At 66.1% G+C, this 20,481-nt stretch carries 17 protein-coding genes and 1 tRNA gene; 4 read left to right on the top strand and 14 right to left on the bottom strand.

The window, feature by feature from the left end; genetic code table 11:
* Positions 1-138 precede the first annotated feature (138 nt).
* The 8 genes from ACLB90_RS15530 to ACLB90_RS15495 form a co-directional block, all read right to left on the bottom strand.
* Positions 139-612 (bottom strand): hypothetical protein, encoded by a 474-nt coding sequence (locus ACLB90_RS15530; protein ID WP_411850304.1) that lies wholly within the window; start codon positions 610-612, stop codon positions 139-141.
* Complete coding sequence (locus tag ACLB90_RS15525; RefSeq protein ID WP_411850303.1) at positions 602-988, bottom strand: RHS repeat-associated core domain-containing protein; 387 nt, start codon at positions 986-988, stop codon at positions 602-604. Before ACLB90_RS15525 ends, ACLB90_RS15530 begins: the two co-directional genes overlap by 11 nt.
* A 346-nt stretch (positions 989-1,334) precedes the next feature.
* Entirely contained in the window at positions 1,335-1,853 is a 519-nt protein-coding gene (locus ACLB90_RS15520) for a hypothetical protein (protein ID WP_411850302.1), read from the bottom strand.
* Between the two features lie 129 nt (positions 1,854-1,982).
* Entirely contained in the window at positions 1,983-2,774 is a 792-nt protein-coding gene (locus ACLB90_RS15515) for an integrase arm-type DNA-binding domain-containing protein (RefSeq protein WP_411850301.1), read from the bottom strand.
* A gap of 402 nt (positions 2,775-3,176) precedes the next feature.
* The gene (locus tag ACLB90_RS15510) at positions 3,177-3,821 is read right to left on the bottom strand and encodes an RHS repeat-associated core domain-containing protein (RefSeq protein ID WP_411850300.1); all 645 of its coding nucleotides are present in this window, start codon (positions 3,819-3,821) and stop codon (positions 3,177-3,179) included.
* 41 nt (positions 3,822-3,862) lie between these two features.
* Positions 3,863-4,129: a hypothetical protein gene (locus ACLB90_RS15505; protein ID WP_411850299.1), complete on the bottom strand. Its 267-nt coding sequence runs from the start codon at positions 4,127-4,129 to the stop codon at positions 3,863-3,865.
* A 310-nt stretch (positions 4,130-4,439) separates the two neighbouring features.
* A tRNA-Thr gene (locus ACLB90_RS15500) sits at positions 4,440-4,515 on the bottom strand.
* A gap of 61 nt (positions 4,516-4,576) precedes the next feature.
* On the bottom strand, positions 4,577-7,456 hold the full coding sequence (locus tag ACLB90_RS15495; protein WP_411850298.1) for an autotransporter domain-containing protein: 2,880 nt from the start codon (positions 7,454-7,456) through the stop codon (positions 4,577-4,579).
* Between the two features lie 168 nt (positions 7,457-7,624).
* On the opposite strand from ACLB90_RS15495, the gene ACLB90_RS15490 reads away from it, so the two are divergent.
* The 4 genes from ACLB90_RS15490 to ACLB90_RS15475 all read left to right on the top strand — a co-directional run bounded on the left by ACLB90_RS15490 (position 7,625) and on the right by ACLB90_RS15475 (position 12,454).
* The gene (locus ACLB90_RS15490) at positions 7,625-8,227 is read left to right on the top strand and encodes an RNA polymerase sigma factor (RefSeq protein ID WP_411850297.1); all 603 of its coding nucleotides are present in this window, start codon (positions 7,625-7,627) and stop codon (positions 8,225-8,227) included.
* Positions 8,227-9,204, top strand: a complete 978-nt coding sequence (locus tag ACLB90_RS15485; protein WP_411850296.1) for a FecR family protein — start codon at positions 8,227-8,229, stop codon at positions 9,202-9,204. Before ACLB90_RS15490 ends, ACLB90_RS15485 begins: the two co-directional genes overlap by 1 nt.
* Positions 9,205-9,272: 68 nt before the next feature.
* Positions 9,273-12,002, top strand: a complete 2,730-nt coding sequence (locus ACLB90_RS15480) for a TonB-dependent receptor plug domain-containing protein (RefSeq protein ID WP_411850295.1) — start codon at positions 9,273-9,275, stop codon at positions 12,000-12,002.
* Between the two features lie 122 nt (positions 12,003-12,124).
* Entirely contained in the window at positions 12,125-12,454 is a 330-nt protein-coding gene (locus tag ACLB90_RS15475) for a YegP family protein (RefSeq protein ID WP_411850294.1), read from the top strand.
* 42 nt (positions 12,455-12,496) lie between these two features.
* Here the strand turns inward: ACLB90_RS15475 and ACLB90_RS15470 are convergent, their stop codons facing one another.
* From ACLB90_RS15470 to ACLB90_RS15445, 6 genes are all read right to left on the bottom strand, one after another.
* Positions 12,497-13,171, bottom strand: a complete 675-nt coding sequence (locus tag ACLB90_RS15470) for a lysoplasmalogenase (protein WP_411850293.1) — start codon at positions 13,169-13,171, stop codon at positions 12,497-12,499.
* Positions 13,168-15,051, bottom strand: coding sequence for a M61 family metallopeptidase (locus ACLB90_RS15465; RefSeq protein ID WP_411850292.1), 1,884 nt, complete (start codon positions 15,049-15,051; stop codon positions 13,168-13,170). The genes ACLB90_RS15470 and ACLB90_RS15465 overlap by 4 nt, the downstream gene beginning before the upstream one ends.
* A gap of 94 nt (positions 15,052-15,145) precedes the next feature.
* Entirely contained in the window at positions 15,146-16,096 is a 951-nt protein-coding gene (ispH, locus tag ACLB90_RS15460; RefSeq protein ID WP_411850291.1) for a 4-hydroxy-3-methylbut-2-enyl diphosphate reductase, read from the bottom strand.
* Positions 16,097-16,149: 53 nt separating this feature from the next.
* The gene (gene lspA / locus ACLB90_RS15455) at positions 16,150-16,656 is read right to left on the bottom strand and encodes a signal peptidase II (RefSeq protein ID WP_411850290.1); all 507 of its coding nucleotides are present in this window, start codon (positions 16,654-16,656) and stop codon (positions 16,150-16,152) included.
* Positions 16,656-19,487, bottom strand: coding sequence for an isoleucine--tRNA ligase (ileS, locus tag ACLB90_RS15450; RefSeq protein WP_411850289.1), 2,832 nt, complete (start codon positions 19,485-19,487; stop codon positions 16,656-16,658). The genes lspA and ileS overlap by 1 nt, the downstream gene beginning before the upstream one ends.
* Positions 19,484-20,431, bottom strand: a complete 948-nt coding sequence (locus ACLB90_RS15445; protein ID WP_411850288.1) for a bifunctional riboflavin kinase/FAD synthetase — start codon at positions 20,429-20,431, stop codon at positions 19,484-19,486. Before ACLB90_RS15445 ends, ileS begins: the two co-directional genes overlap by 4 nt.
* Positions 20,432-20,481: the final 50 nt, after the last annotated feature.

Raw genomic sequence — 20,481 nt, 5'->3', positions numbered from 1 at the left:
AAACAAAAAGCCCGCCATTGGCGGGCTTTCTATTGCACCGACGGTTAGGAAGCAAACCGGATCCCGCCATTCAGCGACCTGTTTGGTTCGATGCTTCGGCTGCGAACGCTGCGAGCCAACATCAAGAGTCCAAACGAATCAATCGATCGGCAATTGTGGCCGCTCTCCTGCCATCTCTTGCAGCCAATAATGCTGCCCAATAATCTCGATTCGTCCCAACGCACTATTTTTCTCGCCGTATTCGGGGAGGTACAATCCGGCTACAGTCGCTGCAGAATCATTTGCCATTAGTCGTTTAAAGCGATCGACCTCTGACAAGGTAACACCAAGAGCAACCCCGCCTTTTCCTCCAGAATAAACATAAAGATCTTTTGATGCGAACATGTATGGCGAGCCGTCGACATAAGCGATATAGCCCGTAACCTCAATGTAGCCAACATCGTGGCGCGTCCACAATTCTGGAAATAACGACACACAGACGCGAACGGGGCCATCGCCGCGTACACCTTTGGAAACGGCATAACAGCCTCCTTCTTTTTCGGCATTGCCCGCTGTTACGCTACATGAAAAGAGAGAGAGTGCAAGGAAACAAAGCCAAGGCCTAATGATCATTATAGTAACTCTCGTTCAAGTATGACGCTCCATCCACGGACAGGAACACCCCCAACTGCGGGTCCATGTAGCGCTGCTGCATGTAGCTCAGCCCGGTAGCCGAGTCACTTACGTGCCCGGTATACCCCGGCCCGTCCGTGACCTGACCACCGAACACAGCCCCGTAGGGCTCATAGTCATAGCGTTTGATCACATTGCTGTTGGCATCGCTCTCAGCCACAACAGAGCCCAGCGCGTCCGTGTGGATGTAGGTGACCGTCTGTGCGCTTGCGGTCGGCACAGCAGCCAGACCCAGCAACAGCACAAAGCATAGCCATGTGCCTACGGCACCCAGCTTCCGAACTCGATCTTCAACTGCCCTGAAGCGGGTCGACACACCGCCTGTAGCTCCCCCGAATCTACGCATCCTTCCAATCCCTGAAAGAGCCTTGAAGCAAGGCCAGGTATTGATAGCACAGCAACGATCGGCCAGGAAACCAACGGGGCGATTGAGGCCAACCACACCATCCTGACGTGAGCAACGCCCTTGGCGCTAAGCGCCAGCGAAGCCGAACCGGATCGAGGTGCCGATGTCAGTCCGGGGTGCGTCGAACGGACCTGAGGTTGCCGGCCGCTGGCTGGCACTACCACCAAGCGAACCACAAACAAAAAGCCCCGGCCAAGGCCGGGGCATTTTGATGTATCTGGTGCCGGAAATAGGAATCAAACCTACGACCTACGCATTACGAATCACTGGAAAAGAACAACTCATACGGATGCAATGCGTCGCTATCCACGTACTTACCGATACGCCCGTTATCGGAAATGACAAAGAATGCCCTGATGGGTCGCATGAACACATCATCGGCAATCGGACAGGAACTTGTCATCTCGCTCCAGGACACATGCAGCGGATACGCAAATCGGAAAAACGATCGAGATGAAAAATCCACCCACTCGCTTTGCCCAATATACTCAATCACCGCGAAACTCTTGGCACCTAGATCAATAGAAAGCCGCTTGAAGTCGAGGAACTCCTCCTCAGTAAATAGTACGCCCCCGGGCCGGTACTCCATATTTGATTGGCATCGGATTCCAGGACCGTTGCGATTGATAATGAAAGCCTGATTAAGCAACCCTGCCCAATAACTTACCAAGCTTTCTAGATTCAACCAGTATTTCTCTAGGTAACAAATATCCAGCTCATCGAGAGAACCCTCGCCGTATCCCACAATGCCGCTTGACTGAAAGTCGATCATCACTCCACCCCCGAACCTACTTAAGCGCATCGATTCTTATCTTGTAAATTTGGCCAGACTTGTTGATGTCAATAGTCGCCACGCCAGTAGTTTTTGACGTGTGGCTTCCTATGACTGTTCCGTCCGGCATTCTCACCCGACCGCCAGAGGTCTTAGTGCCGCCATCGGTGATTGCATCAAATAGCTTGCCTGCGTCGGCAAGTCAGGCAGAACCGCTTGTCGGTACTTACGTCGCGCCGCATTCGCGTTCGCCCTGCCTTCTACGCCAGCCAGATCGCGCGCTGCCAGGACGGCCCGGAGCATCGCCTCCTCATCAGGAGACAGGAACCGAACCACCTTGCGGCTAGCCGCTGATCGTTGACGCATGCCCATCAAAGGATTGGTCTCGATCAACTTCCACTCGACCGCACGGGACAAGGCAGACCGCAGGCAAGCGAAGTCGCGCGCTGCAGTAGCCTTGGTGACGGCATCGGGGCCAGTGACACGCCCGCGCCACCATCGCTCCATCGTGGGCACGTCAATCTCAATGATCTGACGGCGTAACAGCCACGGGAACACTGATCGAATGCGATCCGGGTACTGGCGACCACCCTTCAGCTCAGCTATCGCCCAGGGTTCGAAGTGATCGTTGAGGAGCACTTCGAGAGTGCAACTGGTGGGCTTGGTCTTCGCGAGCGCTGGCAATCCCGACTGAACGTACTCAGCAACGGCTTGCCGGGCTTGGTCACGGGCCTGATCAAGTGTCAGGTGCTCGACCGAACCCAACGTACGACGCTTACCGTGCGCCCAGGTCACGATCCAAGCTTTATGACCAGATGGCTGCACTCGCAAGATCAGGCCGCGAACCTGAGCGTCCCTAAGCTCATAGGGGCGATCACGGGGTTCTGCTGTAAGAACGATGCGCTTGGTGAGGGCGGATGACATCGGCTGGTTGTCCGTAAGTGGCGATAGAGCCAACTTAGGACAGGATGCGAGACGGTGTTTGGATAAGGATCGTCCGCATGCGATTTAATCTAAAGCGAACCTATCGTCGGCATACAGGGCATGCCGTCGATATCCGCTGCAGCGGCCGAGATACTGATCATGCCTCCTGACTGCATCTCAACCTTCAAAGAAACTCCGCCATCCGTTGACGAATCGTCCCAGGAAGCCTCATTGATTGAACTGCTTGGCCCCCAGTGCTCTCGCCTATCAGCTGAAAATTCGCGCAGCCCTCTGAAGAATATCGACCGGCTCAAAGAGCATTCGTCCAGCGCAATGAGCACCGCCGAGCTTGCAGCCCAGTCGATTCGTATTTCCACAAGCGTCCAATCGTGCATCAGAATCTCACTTTGTTTTGAGGGGAAGATGCGCGGCCGGCGACTCCGGAGCGACATGCTTCCCATTGATATCCAAACGTTGGCCACTAGCATCATTCACATGACAATGGGGGCCGCAGGCAGCGTTGGGATGTACCAGTACCCTTTGATTACCATTCACTGGATCTACGTAGGCCCCTTTTCCAGCAGAGGGATCCGGGCCCTTGGGCTGTAGACCGCTCTGCTTTGCAATCCCGTCGATCTCTCCCGCAGTACGTCCCGCGATGTCCTTTGGATTTATATCTGGCGACTTCGTTGGCTTGGTGACCGCACCAACCGTAACAACCCCAGTCCGCGGCGGTTGCATACGCAGGGGCGGCACTCGAATACCGCCAGCATGGGACTGACCGCCCTTGACAATACCGGCACCAATGCCATAGCCAGCCTGCTCAGCCCAGTTTGCATGCAGCGGAAATCCGTGCTCGTATCGGGAAGCGTTAAGTGTTCCGTTCTCAAAGCCGGTCTGAAAGTCACTCCAACTCTGTCGCCCATCGGGATCTGTGAATTTGTACGGATTCCCGTTCGCATACCGATACCGATTGAACTGCCCAACGGGCTGCTCATACGCCGTCACAGGGTCGATCGAGAGGAACATCCCCAGCTGCGGATCCATGTACCGCTGCTGCATCTGGCTTAGTCCAGTAGCAGCATCACTCACATGCCCCGTATACCCGGGCCATCAGCAACCGGCGCACCTACGACAGCGCCATAAGGCTCGTAACTGATGCGCTCGATCACTTTGCCGCTCGCATCGCTCTTGGCTACTACCGAGCCCAAGGCATCGGTATGGATGTAGGTAACTGTTTGTGCGCTTGCGGTCGGCACAGCAGCCAGACCCAACAACAGCACAAAACATAGCCAGGCGCCTACCGCACCCAGCTTCCGAACTCGATCTTCAACTCCCCTAAAGCGGGTCGACACACCGCCTGCAGCTCCTCCGTACCTGCGCATCCTTCCGATCCCTGAAAGTGCCTTGAAGCAAGGCTTGGTATTGATAGCACAGGAACGATCGGCCAGGAATCCAACGGTGCGATTGAGGCCAATCACGTCATCCTGACGGGAGCAGCGCTCTTGGCGCTAAGCGCCAGCGAAGCCGGATCGGGTCGTGGCGGCGATGTCAGCCAAGGCACATCAAACGGACCTTGGCTTGCCGGCCACCGGCCGGCGCTACCAACGGCCGTATCGCCACAAACAAAAAGCCCCGACCAAGGCCGGGGCTTTCTGCTGTATCTGGTGCCGGAAATAGGAATCGAACCTACGACCTACGCATTACGAATGCGCCGCTCTACCAACTGAGCTATTCCGGCTGAGCAGGCAATTCTAAGGCCGGGGGGCCGGGCGGTCAATTGCCCGGACGCCCCGGGGGACTCAGAAGCGGTAGCCCAGGCCCAGCATCACGCCGTTCTGGTCCTGACCGTCCCGGCGCTCGCCGACGTAGTCGATCATGATCGACAGGCGCTCGCTGGCGCGGCTGGTGACACCGACGTTCCAGCTCAGGACCTGCTCGCCCACCGACTGGCTGGTCGAACCGAAGACCAGGTCCGGCGCGGCCGCGAAGCCGGTGCTGAACTGGGCCTGGGTGTCGCCCAGTTCCTTCTGCCACAGGACGCGGGCGTGCGGGGTGATGCGCTCGCCCTTGCGGCCTTCGAAGGTCTTGAACAGCTGCAGGCCGGCACCCACGCGGATGCTCTCCAGGCTGTCGCTGCGGCCGGCCAGGGCGCCGGCGCCCTGCCCTTCGTTGAAGCGGACGTTGGACAGGCGGGCGTAATCGACCACCGGCAGCAGCGGCTGGATCACCAGACCGCGGGCGGTGGTGAAGGAGAAGCCGTGCTCCAGGCGGGCCGACAGCGCGTCGCTGTCGTACTTGGCGCGCAGCGGCGCTTCCAGGCCTTCGATACCCACGATGCTGCGGTGGGTGTCATGGCGCAGGTCGGTGTAGCGCAGCGAGGCCGACAGGTAGCCACGCGAGTACGCGGCATCCAGGTAGCCGCCCACGTCCAGCGCGCGTACGTCACCGCTGAAGCCGGTGCCGTCGCGGCCCTTGGTGGACATCTCCGCTGCGGCGACGCTGACGCCCAGGGTGACCTTGTCGTCGGCCAGGCGCGTATCGGCGCCGAGCACGATGCCGCCGGTGGTGTGGGTCATGCCGGCCACGCCGCCGTCGGCGTCGATGCGCCCCTGGCTGCCGAACCCGCGGCCCCACATGCCGACGCTGCGACGCTCGCCAGCGGTGCCGGCACTGCCGGTGTCGCCGGCCGGCTGCACCAGGTGCATGGCCAGCTGGTTGAACAGGCTGCCATTGCCCATGCCCGGCTGCGCCGAGGCGGCCTGTGCGGCCTGGGCGGCCAGGCCATCGGCGTCGCCGCCGCTGCTGCGCATGTCGAACTGGTGCTGCTGCACGACGTTGCCGATGCTGCCCACCAGGGCGGTGTCGGCCAGGCGCAGGGTGGCGTGGCTGTCGCCGCGCAGGCCACCGGCCTGCTGTGCGATCACGTCGCGGTCGGAGAACTGCAGCGAGGCCAGCAGCGGCTTGAGGCCAGCGGCGTTGCCGGTGGCGGCGCTGGCCAGCGCGCGACCCAGGCCATCGCCGGAGGTGGCGTTGGCGAACAGGCCGAGCTGGTCGAAGCCGGGATTGGCGGTCAGCGACAGGCCGTTGGCGCTCTGCACGACGTTGAAGCTCAGCAGCGAGTTGTGGCGCGGGCGGAACACTTCGCCCTCGGCGATGCTGGCGGTGTAGCCGGTGTCGCCCAGGCGCACCACATCCTGGAATCCGTCCTGGTAGATCGGACCGGTGACCAGGTCGCGGCGGTAGCTGCCGTCGTAGTAGCCGCGTGCGACGTTCAGTTCCAGGTGCGCGCCGGGCGAGATCACCAGGGCGCCGTCGATCTGCTCGTCGTCGAAGAAGGTGCCCACGCGCAGGCGACCGGTGGCGGCACCGCCGTTCTCGGTGACGTCGAACAGGACCTTGCCGCCCGGCATGATGTTGACGTAGCCGTGGGTGACCAGATCGCCGCCGCGCGGCATCAGGGTGCCGTACACGCGCAGGCGGTTGAAGCCGTCTTCGCGCCACGACGGGCCGCTGCCCTCGGCCAGTGCGTTGAGGTCCATCGCCGGCGAGGCGATGTCGCCATGACCGACCAGCATGCTGGTCTGCATGACGCGCACTTCAGCCGCGCGCAGGGCGCCGCCTTCCAGGGCGATGGTGCCGTTGTCGACCAGCATGAAGTCCGCGCCGGTGGTGGCCGCGGTGCGCCACACGGCACCGTTGGTGACGCGGATGACGCCCATCGAATCGTCGAGGGTGGACGCAGCGAGATCATTCAGGCGCAGCTTGGACAGCAGCAGCGCCTGGATGCCCGGGTCGCTGAGGTAGTCCTGCACCGAGTCCGGGCCGATGCCGTTGGGGCCGCGGCTGGACGCGTTGTAGATGGACTGCGCCAGGTTGATGTAGGTGGACTGCCAGTCGGTGTTCCAGCGCGCGAAATCGTCGTCGACGAAGGTCTGCAGCTGGCGGCCGGTGCGCAGGTAGCCGGCGTTGATGTCGCCGGTGACGTTGGCGGTCACGTTGAGCGTGTCGCCCGGGGCGCGGTATTCGGCCGAGGTCATGATGTTGTTGTTGAACATGTCCTCGCCGGCGAAGGTCACGCGCTTGGCGCCGGACCCGTCCGGATCGAAGCTCACCGAGTTGCCGCGGGTGCGCGCCGGATCGGAGAACACCAGCAGGCCGTTGGGCTGCACCACTTCGTACATGGCCTTGTGCAGCAGGCCGGCATCCATGCCACCGCCGTAGTTGCCGGTGTATATCTCGGTCATGCGCGCCGACGGCGTGTAGATCACCTTGCCGCCACTGCTGGCGGCGTGGATCTGCACCGAATCGACGGTCGGCAGATCGCCGGCCATGTAACGCTCCACGCCACCGGACTGCATGATCGAGCACGAGGAGATGCAATGGCCGGACACGATGGTGTTCAGGCCGGCGGTGCGGATCACGCCCTGCAGCCACTCGCCGGCAATCAGTGCGCCGCCGTTGGAGGTGCGCAGCACCACTTCACGGATCGGACGCCCTTCGGCCTGCGCCTTGGCCAGCAGCGCCGGCAGCGACACCACGTCGGCGTAGGTCACGCCGCCGCTGAGGAAGATCCGATCGCCCTGTACGTGGTAGCTCATCGCGGCTGCATCGCCCACCGCGCCCATCGCCGCCACGCCCAGCAGGCCGGCCAACGCCACACTCAACACCGATTGCTTCATGCTTTCTCTCCAGAAAAGGTCCTACCCCGCATCGCGCGGGACCTTTGCAGAACGTGGCGGAATGACGATCTCCCCCAGTCGAGCGCCGACATAAAAATGAACGCGTTCATTTTGATGGGGCGGCACTTTCGGCCTTTCACATCCTGTCAACGTCGCGTAATACTCGGGATGCCCGTGATCGTTGCCGTTCGAGGTCTTGTCCTGTCCGCTCCGTCCCCCCTGCTGCGCTACGTCCCGGAACCGCTGCCGCGGGCCGAGCCGTTCGCCGCGTTCGTGCGGGATGAGCGCGCGCCGCTGTGCGCCTTCCTGCGCGCGCGCGGCGCCAGTGCGGACGACGCCGAGGACATCACCCAGGACTGCATGGAACGGCTGATCCGCTACCAGTCGCATGGCAGCGAGGAACTGCGCCTGCTGCTGTACCGGATCGCGCGCAACCGGCTGGCCGACCGCGGGCGGTCGCCGCACGCGCGCACGCACCTGCCGCTGGCCGAGGGCGATGGCGCGGCCGAGCCGCTCTGCACCGCACCGGGACCGCTGCGCCAGGCCGAGTCCGGGCAGATGCTGTCGCTGCTGCGGCAGGCGCTGTTCAAGCTGCCCGAGCGCTGCCGCGAGGTGTACCTGCTCAACCGGATCAGCGGCATGAGCTATGCGCAGATCGCCCGCCACCGGGGCATCACCGCCAAGACGGTGGAAAAACACATCGCCCGCGCCCTGCAGGGATTGCGCCAGGAACTGGGCCCCGACACCTTCGGCCAGGACGGAGACACCTGATGCGGGCTGCCACGCACCGCCGCGACGAACCGGCATTCGACCAGGCCACCCATTGGGTGGCGCGACTGGAGGCGCCGGATTGCAGCCGTGCCGAACGCGATGCGTTCGAACATTGGCTGGCCGAAGACCCGGGGCATGTGCGCGCCTGGGTGCAGGCCGAAACGCTGCACCAACAGATGGGCCAGCTGGCCAATGATCCGTGGGTGCGTGCCGGCACGGCGCGTATTGCGCGCCCGCGCCGTGCGCGCTGGCTACCTGCCGTGGCGATTGCCGCCAGTCTGTGCCTGGCCGTTGGCCTGGGCTGGGCATGGGTGACCGATGGGCAGCCCACGCCACAGCACTATGCCAACGCCACCCATCTGCCGCAGCAGCGCACGCTGGCCGATGGCAGCCAGGTCACGCTGGATGCCGGCGCGGCGATGACCACCCGGTTCGGGCTGCGACAGCGCCACATCGCGCTGGAGCGCGGCCGCATCCAACTGCAGGTCGCACCATCGCGCAAGCCGCTGCGTGTGCTGGCGGGCAACAGCACCATCGAGGACATCGGCACCACCTTCCAGGTGGAGCGCTGGCAGGACGACCGCGTCGACGTGTCGCTGCTGGAGGGCGCGGTGGAGGTGCGCAGCGACGGCACGCAGGGCGGGCAACGGGTGCTCTCGCAGCCGGGGCAGCAGCTGCAGGTGCAGGCATCGGGGCAGATCACACCCGGCCCCACGCTGGCGCAGGGCACGGCCGATGCCTGGCTGGATGGCCGGCTGGTCTTCGACGCGACGCCGCTGCAGGTGGTGGTGGAACGCATGAACCGTTACCACGCCACGCCGATGGTGATCGCCGATCCGGCGATCGCGACGCTGGCGGTCAGCGGTACGTTCCGTGCGGAAGATCGCGCGGGCCTGCTCGCCGCGCTGGAACAGGGCTGGTCGATCACCGGACAACAGCGCGCCGACGGCGTGCTGGAACTGCGCCGCCTGCACTGACGTCGATGGCCGTACAGGGGGAGCAACAGCGGTGGCGGTGGCGGCGATGGCGCGCGTTCGTTGTGGCGATGTCGTGCGCGCTGTCGTGGACGCTGATCGCACCGCTGGGCGCGCGCGAACGCGCCGATGTCGGCTTCCACATTCCGCGCGGCCCGCTCGCGCCGGCCCTGCAGCAGTGGGCGCGGCAGAGCCAGCGGGTGCTGCTGTTCGATACCGCCGAGCTGGCCGGCCTGACCACCGGTGGGGTGGACGCCACGCTGGACGACGATGCGGCGTTGGCGCGCCTGGTCGTCGGGCTGCCGGTTCACGTGCTGCAGACCACCCCGGGCGTGTTCGTGGTGCGCCGCGCTGCCGTCGCACCGGCACCGGTGCCTGCGCGCCGGCGCCCTGCCCCGGCGCCGTCACCGGTGCCGAGCGCGCAGGTCGACCTGGCGCCGGTGCACGTCACCGGCAGCCGCTTGCCGCGCAGTTCGGTGCAGGCCTCGCTGCCGGTGGTGGTGATCGAGCGCGACGAGATTCTGCGCAGCGGCTACGGCTCGCTGTTCGATCTGCTGCGGCACCTGCCCGGCATGAACGGCCATCCGCCGCTGGCGACCTCGCGCGGGGGCGATTCGCTGTACCTGCCGGTGGGCGCGGCGGCAACCACCAGCCTGGATGGCATGGGGCCGCGTGCAACGCTGTTCCTGGTCAATGGCCGACGCCTGCCACGCTACCCGATGGTGTCACTGGAACAGGGCGCGCTGACCGACCTGGGCGGCATTCCGCTGAGCTTCGTCGAGCGCATCGAACTGGTGCGCGGCGGGGCATCGGCCATCTACGGCGCCGACGCGATGTCCGGCGTGGTCAACATCATCCTGCGTGAGCAGGCCGATGGTCCCGAAGCGACGCTGCAGGCCGGCGTGAGCAGCCGTGGTGATGGCGACCAGCAGCGGGTGCAGCTGGCCACCGGCGCCACCCGTGCCAATGGTGACCGCTGGTTCGCCGGCATCGATCTGCAGCGGGTGCAGCCGCTGGCCGGCAACAGCCGCGCGTGGCATGTGGAGCAGGAGCGCTACCCGATCGGCCTGTTGACCGACAGCGGCCTGTACCTGCCGGCAACGCGCTGCGCGGCGCCGTTGCAGCGCGATGCGGACGGCTGCTGGTTCGACAGTTCGCGCGGCCGCTCGCTGCAGCCGGCGGCCACCACCGTGGCCGCGTACGGGCGCTACCGGCATGCGTTCGGCGACGGCCACTACGCGTTCGCCGAAGTGCGCGGCAGCGAGGACCGGCAGCGCTTCGAGCTCGGCCCGACCGCAGCGGCGCTGCGCATCGGCGAAGGGCTGCTGTTCAACTATGTGTTCCAGGAAGGCGGCAGCGTGCGCCCGCGCGTGGATGCCACCACCGCCGACATCACCGCGGGCGTGGGCCGCGACCAGGCGGGCCGCAACTGGGACGCCGGGATCAGCCGCCAGCACAGCGCTGTGTCGCTGCACACGGCCGGCACGGTGCGCACGCAGCGGCTGTACGAGGCGGCCCAACAGGGCTTCCTGCCCGGCTTCAACGCGCTGACCGCGCCGCTGGCCGAGCATCTGTTCCCGGCCATCCGCAATCGCGGCCGCACCGACCAGTGGCAGGCGTGGGCCGGACTGCAGCGCGATCTGGCGCAGTGGCACGGCGGCCCGGTACAGCTGGCGACCGGCCTGGACCTGCGCCACGAGGCCTGGAGCGCGCACCCGGACGAGCTGATCGGCGACGGCGAGCTGGCACTGGGACTGCCGGTGGAGCACCGCCGGCTGTCGCGCCTGTCGGGTGCCGCCTACACCGAACTGGGCCTGCCGTTCACCGATACCCTGCGCCTGGACGTGGCGGCCCGGCTGGACCGCGATGGCGATGACACCGCGTTCTCGCCACGTGCCGGGCTGCGCTGGACCCCGTCCGAGCACTGGTCGCTGCTGTGGTCCAGTGGCCGCGGCTACCGCGCGCCCAGCCTGTTCGAGCGCCGGCGCCCGCCCGGCTACTTCGGCCAGGTGGTGCTGCCCGCCAGCGGCGCCCTGCCTGTGTGCGCGATCGCGTCCGCGCAGGGCTGCGTGGTGGACGTGGACGTGGTGGAGAGCAACGCCCTCGACGCGGAGACCACGCGCAGCCATTCGCTGGGGGTGGTGTGGTCGCCGCGCGCGGACCTGTCGCTGTCGCTGACCGGCAACGTGGTGGACCTGCGCAACGAGATCCTCGACCTGCACCCGGCCGATGCACTCTGGAACCGCGCTACCTGGGTGCTGGACGACGCCGGCCGTCTGCAGGCGTTGCGCCTGTCGTTCGACAACATCGGCCGCACGGTGTCGCGCAACTGGGTGTTGCGCGGCGACTACCGGTTCGGCCGTTCGGCCGATGGCCCGTGGCGGGTATCGCTGGATGCACTGCGCCAGCAGACGCTGCGCCGCCACCGCGCGCACGGCGAGACGATCGACCTGCGCGGACATGTCACGCCCACGCTGTCGGCGGTGCTCACCACGCAGTGGCAGAGCGACCGCTGGGACCTGGCGCTGCGCGCCAACTACGTGGGCCGCACCCGCGCGTGGCTGCCGGGTGACGCCTGCCCGGCCACGCAGCGCGAGCAGGGCCGTTGCCACAACCCCGACCAGCTGCGCTGGAACCTGCACGTGGGCCGCCAGCTGGGTCCGCGCGTGCTGCTGGCGCTGGATGTGCACAACCTGTGGGACGCGCCACCGGTCAACTACCTGAGCGGCAACGGCGGCCTGGCGCCGGGGCTGGATGATCCGCTGGGCCGCTACTTCCTGATGACGCTGCAGGTGCGCTGAGCGCTGCAACGGGCTTTTCCTACCCGTTACTGAGGCATTTCCTGATTGAATGCGCGAGCCTGTCGTAAAAGGCTCATGTCGCCCGTCCGGGCTACCGACCGATCAACCAGGGGATATCCGCTATGGCAGCACGCTATGACCTGAAACGCTCAGGGGATCAGTTCCACTTCACGCTGAAGGCCGGCAACGGCGAAACGCTGCTGTCCAGCGAGCGCTACACCAGCAGACAGAACGCACTGAACGGGATCGAATCGGTGCGCGAGAACGCACCGCTGGACACGCGCTACGAGCGCAAGAACGCCAGCAACGGTGCGCCGATGTTCAATCTGAAAGCAGCCAACAGCCAGATCATCGGCACCAGCGAAACCTATTCGTCGGTGACCAAGCGGGAAGACGGCATCCAGTCGGTGAAGATGAACGCACCCGGCGCGACGGTGAACGATCTCACCTGAGCGGGACGGCCCGTCGCCGACGGGCCGCCTCGTGCGGTGCCGCTAGGTCGAATGCGGCACCGAGCGCGCGATGCAGTACTGCGCGGCGTAGTACGTGGCCAGGATGCACAGCGCCGCGAGCGGCAGGCCACCGCCGAAGCGGTCCCAGGCCAGTACCGAATCGCTCACCACGAACAGCGCGGCCCCCCAGGCCGCCCAGCGTGCGCTGCGCCCCTCCTCACCGGTCGGGCGCGGCCACGCCCCGGCACGGGCGAGCGCCAGCGTCGCCATCAGTGCCAGCACGGCCACATACACCACCACCGGCAGGCGCAGATCGGCAGGCAACAGCGGCCACAGGCCGTTGAGGTTGGCGCCGGCGAACAGCGCCAGCAGACCCGCAGCGGCCCACAGGCTGCGTCCGCTGCGCCACCCGGCACGGAAGGCGACGATGTAGCACACGTGCGCAAGCAGGAACGCGACCAACCCCGGCACGAATGCATCCACCGGCAGCATCAACGCGATGTCGCCGATGCAGGACAGCAGCATGCCGGCCAGCACCGCACGGCGATAGCCACTGCCGGGCGACGGCGTCGCACGCCAGACGATGGAGGCGATCAACAGCGTGGTCAGCGGCTTGGCCAGCCAATGCAGCCAGCGTGCATCGCCCTCCAGTCCTGCACCGACGATCGCGGCGATGGCGGTGATGGCAATCAGCGCGTCGCGCAGGCGCGGGCTCATCGGGCCTTCCACAGCTCGGCAAGGCGGTCGGGCCGGCCGGCAATGCGCTCCAGCGACGGATACTTCAGGCCATCGTGGTAGTCCAGCACAACGCTGTCGATGCGGTCCACGCGCTTGACCAGCAACGTGAGCGGCGCCTTGCCGGTGCGTGCGGCGGTGATCGCATCCTTGAGCTCCTGGCCGTTGAACACGCGGCCATCCAGGCCCAGCACGGTCATGCCCGGGGCCAGGCCGGCGTTGAACGCGGGGCTGTCCCACAGCACGTCGCTGATGTAGCCGGCGTCGCTGATCGACACGCCGATGGAGTACAGCAGGTTGTTTGTCTTGGCGCGGGATTCCTGCGCCTTGAACGCGTCGTTGGGCGTGTCGGTGTAGACCAGCGTCCAGCCGGCCGCCTCCAGCCCCCCGGTGAGCGGGCCGTGGCCATCCAGACGCTCGCGCAGGAAGGTGGCCCAGTCGAAGGGCGCCACGCCGTTCAAGGTGGTCACCACGTCATCGAAGGTGTACGGATGGACGTTCCAGTCGCCGTCGTTCATGCCGAAGAACGCCTTGGCGAAATCATCCAGTCCGCGCCGGTTGCCGGTGAGCGCGCGCAGCTTTCCCTCCACGTCCAGCCACATCATCTGGCCGCCGGAGTAGTAATCCTCGCTCAACTGGTAGTTGCGGAAGGCCAGCGCGCGGCGCTGGGCGATGGTGGGATCGTTGGTGGTGTCCTGCAGGGTGCGCCAGCTCAGGCCGGGGCGGCCACGGTCGTAGGTGGCGGCAACATTGGCCAGCACGTCGCGGGTCTGCTGCACGCTCCACAGCCCCGAGCGCGCGGCCAGCACCTGGCCCCAGAACTGGGTCTGCCCCTCGTAGAGCCACAGCAGGCTGTCGCCCATCGGCACGTTGAAGTTCGGCGTGGTCAGGTCCGCACCACGGCGGTACTTGCCGTTCCAGGAGTGGTTGAACTCATGCGGCAGCAGATCGCGGCCGAGCCAGGTCTTGTCCCACTCGGTGAAGTAGCCCGGCTCGCCGCTGTTCTCGCTGGAGCGTTGATGCTCCAGGCCGATGCCGCCGAGCTTGTCGGTGAGGGCGAGCAGGAACTCGTAGCGGTCGAAATGACGCGCGCCGTAGAGCTTGTACATCTGCTGTACCAGCGCGCGGTGCGCCTGCAGCTGCTCGGGCTTGGCCGCCAGCGACTTGGCCTGGTCGGCAAACACATTCAGGTGCACCGGCACCTTGGCGCCGGGGTCCAGGTCGAAGCGCTGGAAGTGGCGACCGGCGAACAGCGGCGAATCGACCAGATGGTCGTAGCTGATCGGCTTGAACACCACCGTGTCGCCGTCGCGGCGCTCGGTGTCCAGTGCGGTCGCATACGACCAGCCCGGCGGCAGCGTGACCGTGGCCTGGGCCTGGATGTTGCGGGTGATCACGCCGGCCGGATACAGCGAATTGGCGTTCCACTGCAGGTTGAGCATGTCCGGGGTCATCACCACCCGGCCCTGGGTGCCCCCCTGCGAGGACAGGAACTTGAACTCGGCGACGACCTCGGTGGCGCCCTGCGGCACGTCCACGCGGAAGGCGTACACATCGTAGGGATCGCGCGTCCACGCCAGCGGCGTGCCGTTGGCGGTGACCACCAGGCCGGCAAGTTTGTCGATCGGGCCGCTCGGCGAATGGCTGCCGGGCAGCCACTGCGGATACAGCAGGGTCAGCGGCCCCGGCTTGGCCGGTACGGTGGCCTTGACCTTGAAAATGCGCCGGCCGATGTCGCGTGCATCCACGTCGATGCGCAGCAGGCCGGGGAAGGCCACATCCTGCGGCGGCGGCGTCTGCGCGTGTACGCCCGAGGCGGACACGACCAGCAGCACGGAGAGGATGGCGGCACGCAGTTTCATCAGGCTCGGCTTCCAGCATACGAAAGACCCGATGCTAGACCTGCGCGTCACCGAACCACATGGCCAAAGGTCATGCCCTTGGCCGTCGCACCGATCAGGAGATCAGGCGCAGGCGCAGCTCCTTCGGCAGCGCGAACACCATCGATTCGGGCTCGCCGTCGAGCTCGCCGATACCGCTGGCGCCCAGCGCCTTGAGACGCTCGATCACGCCATCGACCAGCACCTGCGGTGCCGACGCGCCTGCGGTGAGCCCGATGTGCTGCTTGCCGACCACCCACGCCGGGTCGATCTCGTCGGCACCGTCGATCAGGTAGGACTCCACGCCTTCACGGCGGGCCAGCTCGCTGAGCCGGTTGGAGTTGGAACTGTTCGGCGAGCCCACTACCAGCACCAGGTCGCAGCGCTTGGCCAGGTCGCGCACGGCGTCCTGGCGATTCTGGGTGGCGTAGCAGATGTCGTCGTTCTTCGGGCCCTGCATCGCCGGGAAACGGGCGCGCAGCGCGTCGATGATGCCGCGGGTATCGTCCACCGACAGCGTGGTCTGGGTGGTGTAGGCGAAGTTTTCCGGCTGGTCCAGCACCAGCGTTTCCACGTCCTGGACGTCTTCGACCAGGTAGATGCGGCCGCTGCCGCGTTCGCGGTCCCACTGGCCCATCGTGCCTTCCACTTCCGGATGACCGGCGTGGCCGATCAGCACCACGTCGCGGCCGGCGCGGCAATGCCGCGCCACTTCCAGGTGCACCTTGGTGACCAGCGGGCAGGTCGCGTCGAACACCTTCAGGCCGCGGCGGTCCGCTTCCTGGCGCACGGCCTGGGAGACGCCGTGGGCGCTGAAGATCACCGTGTTGTTGTCCGGCACTTCGTCCAGTTCCTCGACGAAGATCGCCCCACGGCTCTTGAGGTCGTCGACCACGAAACGGTTGTGCACGACCTCATGGCGCACGTAGATCGGCGCCCCCAGGGTCTCGATCGCGCGCTTGACGATCTCGATCGCACGATCGACACCGGCACAGAACCCACGCGGATTGGCGAGCAACACATCCATCGGTCAGATACTCCGGCCGGCGCGAGCCGGTTATTGCTGAATACAGGGAGGGATTATCCCGCTTTTTTGCTGGCCTTGCCTTCGAACAGCCCGAACACTGCGATCCCGATGGCGCCGACCACGATCGCCGAGTCGGCGATGTTGAACGAGGGCCAGGCATGGTCGCCGATGTACCACTGGATGAAGTCCACCACGTGCCCGTGCACCTGGCGGTCGATGACGTTGCCGATGGCGCCACCGATGACCAGGGCGAAGGGTACCGCCCGACGCCAGTTGGCGCGGGGGGTTTCCCACAGCCACTTGGCCATCAGGGCGCTGATGGCGACGGCCAGCGCGGTGAAGAACCACAGCTGCCAGCCGCCGGCATCGCTCAGGAAACTGAACGCCGCACCGGTGTTGTACGTGCGGTACCAGTTCCAGAAACCGTCGATGACCGGCACCGGCTGGAACTCGGGCAGGCTGGACAGCACCCAGGCCTTGCTCCACTGGTCCAGGCCGATGACCACGACCGACAGCAGCAGCCACACCAGGGCGTTGGGACGCGGACGGGCGGCGCTCATCAGAACCACCGCCGATCTTCGCCGGCACCGTCGATGTTGGTCGCGCAGCGACCGCACAGCTCGGGATGGGCGGCCACGCTGCCGACATCGGCACGGTAGTGCCAACAACGCACGCACTTCTGCTTGGTGGTCGGCTGGGCGCTGACGAACACCTCGTCGGTGGTCGCCGGACGCACCTGCACATCACCACTGATCAGCAGGAAGCGCAGTTCCTCGGCCAGCGGCTGCCAGCGTGCCGCGGTCTCCGCATCGGCGGCCACGGTGATCTCCGCTTCCAGCGCCGCACCGATCGCGCCGTTGGCACGCATCGGCTCCAGCACCTTGGCGACCTGCTCGCGCAGGGCCAGCAGCTGATCGAAATCGGCAGCGCCCAGCGCGGCATCGGCCGGCAGCGGGGCCAGGCCTTCGTACCAGGTGGCGAACAGGACGTTGTCCTTGCGCTCGCCCGGCAGGTAGCCCCACAGCTCGTCGGCGGTGAAGCTCAGGATCGGCGCAATCCAGCGCGTGAACGCTTCGGCGATGTGGTACATCGCGCTCTGCGCCGAACGGCGGCCGCGCGAGTCGGTCGGCATCGTGTACAGGCGGTCCTTGGTCACGTCCAGGTACAACGAGCCCAGGTCCACGCTGCAGAAGTTCAGCAGCAGCTGCACGATCTCGGCCATGTTGTAGCTGGTGTAGGCAGCCTTGATCTTCTCCTGCACCTCGAAGGCGCGATGCACGATCCAGCGGTCCAGCGCGACCATGTCGGCCGGCGCCACCAGGTGCTGCGCCGGGTCGAAGCCGTCCAGGTTGCCGAGCAGGAAGCGCGCGGTGTTGCGCAGGCGCCGGTAGGCGTCCGCGTTGCGCTTGAGGATTTCCTGCGACAGCGACATTTCGTTGCTGTAGTCGGCCGAGGCGATCCACAGGCGCAGGATGTCCGCGCCCAGCGTCTTCATGATGTCCTGCGGCTCGATGCCGTTGCCCAGCGACTTGGACATCTTGCGGCCGTGCTCGTCCACGGTGAAGCCGTGGGTAAGGCACTGCTTGTACGGGGCGTGCCTGTCGATCGCCACGCCGGTGAGCAGCGAGGACTGGAACCAGCCGCGGTGCTGGTCCGACCCTTCCAGGTACAGGTCGGCCGGCTTGCCGAAGCCGCGTGCCAGCAGCACGCCTTCATGGGTGACGCCGGAGTCGAACCACACATCCAGGATGTCGGTGACCTTCTCGTAGTGCGGCGCGTCCTCGCCGAGCAGCTCGGCGCTGTCCAGCGAGTACCACACGTCGATGCCCTCGACCTGCACGCGGTCGGCGACCTGCTGCATCAGTTCGACGGTGCGCGGATGCGGCTCGCCGGTTTCGCGGTGGGTGAACAGCGCGATCGGCACACCCCAGGTGCGCTGGCGGCTGATGCACCAGTCCGGACGGCCATCGACCATGCTGCCGATGCGCGCCTTGCCCCAGCTCGGGAACCAGCCCACGTTGTCGATGGCGGCCATCGCGTCGCGGCGCAGGTTGGCCTTGTCCATCGAGATGAACCACTGCGGGGTGGCGCGGAACACCACCGGCGTCTTGTGGCGCCAGCAGTGCGGGTAGCTGTGCTGGATCTCGACGAAGGCCAGCAGCGCGCCGGAGTCGCGCAGCACGTCCACGATCAGCGGCTGCGCCTTCCACAGGTGCACACCGGCCAGCACCACATCGCCGGCCGGCGGCGTGGAAGGCAGGTACACGCCGCGACCGTCGACCGGATTGATCTGGCCGGCGTTGTAAGCGTCCATCAGCCCGTACTGCTGGCTGACCACGAAGTCTTCCTGGCCGTGGCCCGGGGCGGTATGGACCGCACCGGTACCGTCTTCGTCGGAGACGTGTGCGCCGTTGAGCAGCGGGATGTCGCGCTGCGGGTAGAACGGGTGGGCCAGCAGCAGGTGTTCCAGCGCGGCGCCGGCGGCATGGCCGTGCGCCACCACCTCCTGCACGCCGTAGCGGCGCAGCGCGCGCTCGGCGAGGGCGGCGGCAATCACCAGCCAGCGGCGCTTGCCGGCATGGGCCGGGCCTTCAACCAGCGCGTACTGGATATCGGCACCCAGCGACACCGCCAGCGAGGCCGGCAGCGTCCACGGGGTGGTGGTCCAGATCGGCACGGCCACCTCGACATCGGCCGGCAGGCTGACGCCGAAGCGTGCGGCCAGCTGCGCCGGATCGCGCGCCACGTAGGCGACGTCGATGGCCGGCGAGGTCTTGTCCTGGTATTCGATTTCCGCCTCGGCCAGTGCCGAGCCGCAGTCGAAGCACCAGTGCACCGGCTTGGCGCCGCGCACGATGTGGCCGTTGGCGAACACCTTGGACAGCGCGCGGATTTCGTTGGCCTCGAAGTCGAAGCTCAGCGTCTTGTACGGGTTGTCCCAGTCGCCGATCACGCCGAGGCGCTTGAAGTCGCGGCGCTGCAGCTCGATCTGCTCTTCAGCGAACTCGCGGCACTTCTGGCGGAACTGCACGGCGTCGAGCTTGGTGCCGACCTTGCCCCACTTCTTCTCGACCGCGATCTCGATCGGCAGGCCGTGGCAATCCCAGCCCGGCACGTAGGGTGCATCGAAGCCGGCCAGGTAGCGCGACTTGACGATGATGTCCTTGAGGATCTTGTTGACCGCATGGCCCAGGTGGATCTGGCCATTGGCATAGGGCGGGCCGTCGTGCAGCACGAACAGCGGGCGACCCTGCGCGTTCTCGCGCAGGCGGGCGTACAGGCCCTCGTCTTCCCAGCGCGACAGAATGCCCGGCTCGCGCTTGGGCAGGTCGCCGCGCATCGGGAATTCGGTTGCCGGCAGATGAAGGGTGGCTTTGTAGTCCTGGCTCACGCAGTGGCTCGCAATCTGTGTTCGGAAAGGATGTGGCGCGCCTGTTCGGCGTCACGGTGCATCTGGTCGGTCAACGCCGCCAGGTCATGGAACTTTTCTTCATCGCGCAGTTTGGCCACGAACTCCACTTCGATATGGCGCCCGTAGAGGTCGCCCTGGAAGTCGAACAGGTGCGCTTCCAGCAGCGGCTCCACCCCGTCCACGGTCGGCCGGGTGCCGAAACTGGACACCGAGGGCCACGGCTGGTCGAACACGCCGTGCACCCAGGTGGCGTAGATGCCCGACAGTGCCGGCGTCTTCGGGAAGCGCAGGTTGGCGGTCGGGAAACCCAGGGTACGGCCCAGCTGGCGGCCGCGCACCACCCGGCCACCGATCGCATAGGGGCGGCCCAGCAGGTCGGCGGCGTGGCTGAAATCGCCGGCGCGCAGCAGTTGGCGGATACGGGTACTGGAGATGCGCTCGCCGCGAAGGTCCACCGGCTCGATCTCGCCGGCGCTGAAGCCGCGGTCGGCGCCCATCGCCTGCAGCAGGGCCAGATCGCCCCTGCGGCGGTTGCCGAAGCAGAACTCCGGCCCGATCCAGACCTCGCGCGCGCTCAGCCGCTGCACCAGCAGCTGCTCCACGAACGCCTCGGCCTGCATGGCGGCCATGCGCGCATCGAAGCGCAGCAGGCCAATGCCGTCCACGCCCAGCTCGCGCAGCATCGCCACCTTGTCGCGGGCCAGGGTCAGCCGCGGCGGCGGCTCGCCCTGGGCGAAGTACTCGCGCGGCAACGGCTCGAACGCAACCGCCACAGCGGCCACGCCCAGCGCGCGCGCACGCGCTACTGCGTGGCGCACCAGCGCACGATGGCCCAGGTGCAGGCCGTCGAATGCACCGATGCAGACCACGCTTCCGTGCGGGAACAACGGCCCGCCTTCAACGCTTCTAAACAGCCTGCTCATCAACTTGGAATGCGGCCCACCGGGGCCGATGCTTTGCAAGGGATAGCCAT

This window comes from Stenotrophomonas sp. LGBM10 (assembly GCF_046736075.1).
Taxonomy (GTDB): domain Bacteria; phylum Pseudomonadota; class Gammaproteobacteria; order Xanthomonadales; family Xanthomonadaceae; genus Stenotrophomonas.
Note: the sequence above shows the minus strand (reverse complement) of the source record. Positions and strands in the feature narration are given on the sequence as shown.